6 protein-coding genes and 1 pseudogene are annotated in these 6355 nt (G+C 62.7%); all 7 read right to left on the bottom strand.

The genetic code is table 11. From position 1 onward, the window contains the following. A pseudogene (locus NE850_RS31050) lies at window positions 1-178 on the bottom strand (IS256 family transposase); the annotation flags it as partial. 126 nt (window positions 179-304) lie between these two features. Then, entirely contained in the window at window positions 305-1696 is a 1392-nt protein-coding gene (locus NE850_RS31045) for an amino acid permease (RefSeq protein ID WP_165184274.1), read from the bottom strand. A 294-nt stretch (window positions 1697-1990) separates the two neighbouring features. Beyond that, entirely contained in the window at window positions 1991-2647 is a 657-nt protein-coding gene (rqpR, locus tag NE850_RS31040; RefSeq protein WP_007179651.1) for a response regulator transcription factor RqpR, read from the bottom strand. Between the two features lie 10 nt (window positions 2648-2657). Next, complete coding sequence (locus NE850_RS31035; RefSeq protein WP_310699817.1) at window positions 2658-3512, bottom strand: ATP-binding protein; 855 nt, start codon at window positions 3510-3512, stop codon at window positions 2658-2660. A 433-nt stretch (window positions 3513-3945) separates the two neighbouring features. Beyond that, the gene (locus NE850_RS31030; RefSeq protein WP_310699816.1) at window positions 3946-4716 is read right to left on the bottom strand and encodes a ferredoxin--NADP reductase; all 771 of its coding nucleotides are present in this window, start codon (window positions 4714-4716) and stop codon (window positions 3946-3948) included. A 90-nt stretch (window positions 4717-4806) separates the two neighbouring features. After that, window positions 4807-5091, bottom strand: a complete 285-nt coding sequence (locus NE850_RS31025; RefSeq protein ID WP_007179648.1) for a hypothetical protein — start codon at window positions 5089-5091, stop codon at window positions 4807-4809. A gap of 294 nt (window positions 5092-5385) precedes the next feature. Next, window positions 5386-6345 carry an ABC transporter permease gene (locus NE850_RS31020; protein WP_007179647.1) on the bottom strand — a complete coding sequence of 320 codons (960 nt, stop codon included), beginning with the start codon at window positions 6343-6345 and terminating at the stop codon, window positions 5386-5388. Between the last annotated feature and the right edge of the window lie 10 nt (window positions 6346-6355).

Genomic DNA, 6355 nt, shown 5'->3' with positions numbered 1-6355 from the left:
GATGGTGTCCGAGTTCGGCACCCAGTGCGCGCTCGATCAGTGCCTTCTTGAACGCGGCTGAAGCGGCGTGCACCGCCTCGGCCGTCATCGGCCCCTTCACGAACTGGTCAATCAATTCCTTCGGAATGGACGGCAACGCCGTCTGGGCCTCCGTGGCCGTCTTGGGTTTGCGTGGCATACATGCTCCTTAAGCTACATGTTATGCCTTCACACAAAATCTATGACAGGCCCTTGAATTCAAGGAAAGGCCAACAACCCAACACAACAACAACCCACCCACAAACGCCAAGCAGACAAACCCCCATCACTTGCTCAACTTGGAATGCCTCCGCGAATACCCAAAATAAATAACCATCCCAACGAGCAACCAAACCACAAACGCCACCCACGTAACAGCCTGAAGATTAATCATCAGGAAAAGGCAAGAACCGACCGCCAACACCGGCACAACCGGCACTCCAGGACACCGAAACGCCCGCGGCAACTCGGGATGCGTCTTCCGCAAAACGAGAACCGCAATCGACACCATCGAAAACGCGGCCAACGTGCCGATATTGATCAGCTCAGCCAACACATTCAACGGCACCAGCGCCCCGATCAACCCAAAGAAAATCCCCACGAGCCACGTAGTAAAAAACGGCGTAGCAAACCGCGGATGCACCCGCGAAAGCCGCGCCGGCAACAACCCATCGCGCGACATGGCGAAAATCACCCGAGTCTGGCCATAAGCCATCACCAGAATCACTGTCAACATACCCAGCACGGCGCCGAGGTCGATAAAACCCGCAACCCACTTTTGACCCGCAACCTGCAACGCATACGACACCGGGTGCGAAATATTCGCAAACTGCGCCGACGGCACGATGCCGGTGACGACGGCGGCCACCGCCACGTACAACACCGCGCAAACGCCCAGCGACGCAATGATCCCGATCGGCAGATCGCGCTTCGGATCCTTCACCTCTTCCGCTGCGGACGACACGGAGTCGAAACCGATGAACGCGAAGAACATCACCGCCGCCGCGCCGAACACGCCGTTCCAGCCGTTCGGCATGAACGGATGCCAGTTGGCCGGCGTCACGTGAAAGACGCCCACGCCGATGACCAGCAACACCACGACCACCTTGATCGCGACCATGATGTTGTTGATCCGCGCCGACTCGCGCACGCCGAACGACAACAGCGCGGTGATCGCCATCATCACGAGGAACGCGGGCAGGTTGAAGAGCGTGTCGTGGCCAGGCAACGCGCCCGGCGCCGCCGTCAACGCAACCGGCAAGGACACGCCGAAGCCCGATAGCAACGATTGCAGATAGCCCGACCAGCCCACCGAGACAGCGGAGGTAGCGAGTCCGTATTCGAGCATCAAGTCCCAGCCGATAATCCAGGCGGCGAGTTCGCCGAGCGTCGCATACGAATACGTGTAGATCGATCCCGCCACCGGAATCGTCGAGGCAAATTCTGCGTAGGCGAGCGCGGCGAAGCCGCAGGCGATCGCCGCGATCAGGAACGAGATCATCAGCGCCGGCCCGGCCTGCACGGCGCCCGTGCCGGTCAGCACGAAAATGCCGGTGCCGATAATGGCGCCGACCCCGAGGAAGGTCAGATCGAGCGCGCCGAGCGCCTTCTTCAAACCGGCGTTCTGAGCACTTGCGGCGATCATGTGCTCGACGCTCTTCTTGCGAAACAGGGACATTGGCGGGGGTCTCCAGTAGTGCACGCGTGTTGCGCGCCGAATGTCGGGGAAACCCACGATTTTAGCGGATCGGTACTCTGCACCGTTCTGGAGCGTGCTTTTTACGGCATAGGCGCGGGGCTGAAAATCCCGGCGGATGAGATTCGGAGGGGAGGTTCGTCCGCTGCGCGGCCAATCGCAGCAAGGGTTTCGCGCGACGCGCAGGCGCTCGGGAGGGAATCGATCTCTTGCAAGCTGGCTATGCCGGATGCGAGTTTTTCAGCACACACAGAGCAGCGCCAGCGGTGAGAGCGGTCAGCCCGCCATCGCGGGATTCAGATCGACGAGCCGATTGCTCATCACGTAGAACGTCAGTTCGGCGTTGTTGCGCAGCTTCATCTTCTCGAGCAGACGGGTGCGGTACACGCTGACCGTTTTCACCGACAGTGAGAGCGCTACGGCGATATCCGTCAGCCGCTTGCCCGACGCGAGCATGCACAGCGTCTGATATTCGCGGTCGGAGAGCTTTTCGTGCGGCATCTGCTCGCCGTCGAAGGATACGTAGTCCGCGAGCGCCTCGGCCATCGCCGGGCTCACGTATTTGCGGCCTGCCGCGACCTGCTGGATCGCGCCGATCATCTGCGCGGTGTCGACGGTTTTCGACAGATAGCCGGCGGCGCCCGCTTTCAGCGCGCGCACGGCGTACTGGTCCTCGCGGTACATCGAAAACATCAGCACGGCTACGCGCGGCGCCTTGCGCTTCAGACGCTTGAGAACTTCGACACCGTTCATGTCGGGCAGCGAAATGTCCAGCAGCACCACGTCATAGCTGAACCGGGCGACGGCGTCGAGCGCTTCGGCGCCGCTTTGCGCTTCGGTCACTTCGCGCGCCACGCCGCGGTCGAGCAGCAACTGACGGACGCCCTGGCGAACCACCGCGTGATCGTCGACGAGCAGAATGCGCAGGCTCATGAAGTCGTGCTCACGATTGCAGGGCGTGCCGGCGGGCGCGCGGCGCGTGCGCCAGCATGGCGTCCCACGCAAAGCGCGCCCGGACGATAGTTCCACGCGACTGCGTGCCGCTGCCGCCGCGCTCCGCATCGGCGCGGCGGGCGCTGACGCGCAGCGTGCCGTCGAAGGCCGCGCAGCGCGCCTGCATGCCGCTCAGGCCGAAATGGCCGCGTCGGCTGCCGGTGTCGCGCGTCACGCCGATGCCGTCGTCGGTCACGATCAGTGTGAGGTGACGGCGGCTGGTTTCGATGCGCACGTCGGCGGATTCGGCGCGCGCGTGTTTGGCAATATTGTTCAGCGCTTCCTGCGCGACGCGGAATACGGCCAGCGCGGCGTCGGCGGGCAGGCGCGTGAGGCGCACGTCGGCGGCGCAGACGAAACTCGTGCGCAATTGCGTGCGCGCGGCGAAGTCGCCGGTCCAGTGGGCCAATGCGCCGACAATGCCTGCATCGAGCGACGGCGCATGCAGTTCCGCGACAGCCTGGCGGCTGGCTTCGCACACGGCATCGAGCGAGCGGTTCGCCACGGCGAGCGCGGCGGCGCACTGCGGCGGGGCATCGGCGGGCAGCCAGGTTTCGACGCCGGCAAGCGCGAAGCGGGTGGCGGTCAGCTCGGCGCCTACGCCGTCGTGCAACTCGCGCGCCACATGGCGGCAAGCGGCTTCCTGCGCCTGGACGAGTTCGGCCGAGAGTTCGCGCACCCGGGCGCGCAACCGTTCGATTTCCTGTTGGGGCGACGAAGACGGCGCAGCGGACGCGTCGGATCCTTCACGTGCCGATGACGTGGGAAGATGGGCGGCGAACGGGACGACAGTCGACGTATCCATGACCTTCCTTCTCAGAATGCAATGCGGACGGCGAAGCGGGTACGCCCTGGCGGCGTGAAGACGAAAGAACGCATACAGGTCTCAGGCCTCCAGGTGCAAGCCGTTGCGCTTAGGGCGCAACCGGTGAATCGCTACAGTATGGCGTAACGAAATTTACATTCAGTAACATGGCGGGCGGGCCATGGCAGGCGTGTCAATTTGACTGACGATGCGCCGCGATGATATCTCATAAATAGAAAAAATGCAGTCGCACCAAGGGTTAGCGCCTTGATTTCACGCAATCCATGATGATTTGTCATGCGATTCCTGTAGGAAGAATGCTGACGCCGAATGTCGTGCTGGAGACGCTGATTTGTAACCGGCAACAAAAAAGGAGCCCGAAGGCTCCTTTCGCTGATTCCGCGGCCAGAGCCGCAAAAATCCAACCGTGGCTTCAGCCAACGAAGGCTTTTTCGACCACGTAGTGACCCGGCGCGTTGTTGCTGCCTTCCTGAAAGCCCAGGTCGTCGAGCAGCTTGCGCGTGTCGCGCAGCATATGCGGGCTGCCGCACAGCATGACGCGATCGTTTTCGAGCGAGAAGCCCGGCACGCCGAGGTCGGCGAACAGCTTTTCGGTTTCGATCAGCTCGGTGATGCGGCCGCGGTTCTGGAACGCTTCGCGCGTGACGGTGGGGTAGTACAGCAGTTTTTCCTGCACCAGCTCGCCCAGATGCTCGTGCGCCGGCAGATGATCCGTGATGTATTCCTTGTACGCCAGCTCGTCGACAAAACGGCAGGTGTGCGTGAGCACGACGCGCTCGTAACGGTCGTAAATGTCCGGATCCTTGATGATCGACATGAACGGCGCGAGGCCGGTGCCGGTGGACAGCAGCCACAGCGTCTTGCCCGGCAGCAGGTTGTCGGCCATCAGCGTGCCGACCGGCTTCTTGCCGATCAGGACTTCGTCGCCGATCTTCAGATGCTGCAAACGCGACGTGAGCGGCCCGTCCTGCACCTTGATGCTCAGGAATTCGAGGTGTTCTTCGTAGTTCGCACTCGCGAGGCTGTATGCGCGGATCAGCGGCTTGCCGTCGACTTCAAGGCCCACCATCGTGAACTGGCCGTTTTCGAAACGGAACGACGGATCGCGCGTGCAGGTGAAGCTGAAAAGCGTATCGGTCCAGTGATGGACGCTCAGGACGGTTTGTGAATTCAGGTTGCTCATGGCTTCTTGGATAGTGCGAAAACAAAGGCGGCCAGTCGTCTTGAGCCGGCCGGCACGGCAAGGGCGATGCTGCGTTAACCCATATGGGAATCAAGCGCAATCCGCTATTTTACCGCGCCTGCTGCCTGTAGCGCCGGCGCGACGGTTGAGCGTGGTCAAGCGGGTGACCGGACCCGGAAGCGTCGGCGCCGGCAGTCGGTAAAACCGGGCGCCGCGAAGTACGTTGGCATGGATGCGGCCGCGCTTCGGAAGGTACGGCGATGAGCGAAAGCCGCGCAGGGCGGCCGCCATCGGCTGTCCGGCATGCGCCGGATAGGCGCGCCGCGCGGGCAGCATTTTCAGGATGATACCGAAACCCGCCATGCGCTGCAGCATTGACCCTGCTGATAAAACTGGCAAGAGTCGCACGAACGGTGAGGAAATGGACGGTGGCGGGATGCCTGGCGTACGCGTGACGGTGTTTTCATCCGGCCCGCGCGGGTGTCGCGGGGTTGGTACACAAAGGTGGGTCAATCGTCGTTAGGCACGCCTGAGTTCCAATTGAAATAAGGCTTTCTGCAATTATCGTTTCGATTACTCCGAAGCGTGCAAGTCGGTGCCAGCGGCGATGAACCTGAACCGCCGCGCCGCCGTGCCGCACAGATCGACAAGGCCGCGTGAATGCGCCGCTCACGCCGGAGCCGCTACCCGCTTTTTCCCGCGCTGTTTCAGCACCCGGGCCTGCAACACGATCACGAGCAGCAGGAACACGCCGCGAATCACCGATTGCCAATACGCCGACAAGCTGATAAATCCCAGCCCGTTTTCGAAGTTCAACAGGTTGAACACTAGCCCCAGCAGCAATACGCCGGCAATCGTCATCCCGATCGAGCCTTCCCCGCCCGTGAGCAACGTGCCGCCGAGCACGACCGCCGAGATGGCGAACAGCTCCCAGCCGACGCCTTCGTTGGGTTGTCCCGCGCCGAACTGCGCGGCGAGGATCACGCCCGCCATGCCGGCGAGCAGGCCGCTCACCGCATAGGCCATCACGAGAGTGCGGTCGACGTTCAGGCCCATCAGCCGCGCGGCTTCCTCGCTGCCGCCGATCGCCAGCGAATGCCGCCCGAAGCGCGTACTGCGCAGCGCGAGCCAGCCGGCCAAGGCCGCCAACACTGCAACGATGCCGGGAATCGGCAGCCCGAACAGATCGCCCTGACCGAAGTTGCCGAAGTTCGATTCGGCGGAAATCGACACCGCATCGTTCTTGCCGAGCAGCAGCGCGACGCCGTGCGCGCCGAGGCTTGTCGCGAGCGTGACGATAAACGGCAGGATCTTCAGACGCGTGATAATCAGTCCGTTCAGCACGCCGACCGCGAGTCCCGCAGCGCATCCTGCCAGCACGGCGACCCAGCCGCCGTACACGCTGGTCAGCGCGGCGACGACGCTCGCCAGCGCGGCCACCGTGCCCACCGACAGATCGATGCCGCCCGTGATGATGACAAACGCCATGCCCACCGAGATGAGCGCGAACATCGAGTTGTAACGCCAGAACGACGTAATGTTGTACGCCGAGCCGAAATGCTCGTAGCGCACGAGGCCGAACACGACGAGGGCGGCCAGCGCGAGCAGGATAGGAAGATTCTTTTTCATCGCATCGAGT

Source organism: Paraburkholderia sp. USG1, from assembly GCF_031570135.1.
In the GTDB taxonomy this organism is placed as follows: Bacteria; Pseudomonadota; Gammaproteobacteria; order Burkholderiales; family Burkholderiaceae; genus Paraburkholderia; species Paraburkholderia dioscoreae.
Note: the sequence above shows the minus strand (reverse complement) of the source record. Positions and strands in the feature narration are given on the sequence as shown.

Excerpts from the sequence above, each read along its gene's own strand:
- NE850_RS31025 (WP_007179648.1), bottom strand. The coding sequence starts at position 5,091 with ATGCTGCAGCGCATGGCGGGTTTCGGTATCATCCTGAAAATGCTGCCC.
- NE850_RS31035 (WP_310699817.1), bottom strand. The coding sequence starts at position 3,512 with ATGGATACGTCGACTGTCGTCCCGTTCGCCGCCCATCTTCCCACGTCA.
- NE850_RS31030 (WP_310699816.1), bottom strand. The coding sequence starts at position 4,716 with ATGAGCAACCTGAATTCACAAACCGTCCTGAGCGTCCATCACTGGACC.
- rqpR (WP_007179651.1), bottom strand. The coding sequence starts at position 2,647 with ATGAGCCTGCGCATTCTGCTCGTCGACGATCACGCGGTGGTTCGCCAG.
- NE850_RS31020 (WP_007179647.1), bottom strand. The coding sequence starts at position 6,345 with ATGAAAAAGAATCTTCCTATCCTGCTCGCGCTGGCCGCCCTCGTCGTG.
- NE850_RS31045 (WP_165184274.1), bottom strand. The coding sequence starts at position 1,696 with ATGTCCCTGTTTCGCAAGAAGAGCGTCGAGCACATGATCGCCGCAAGT.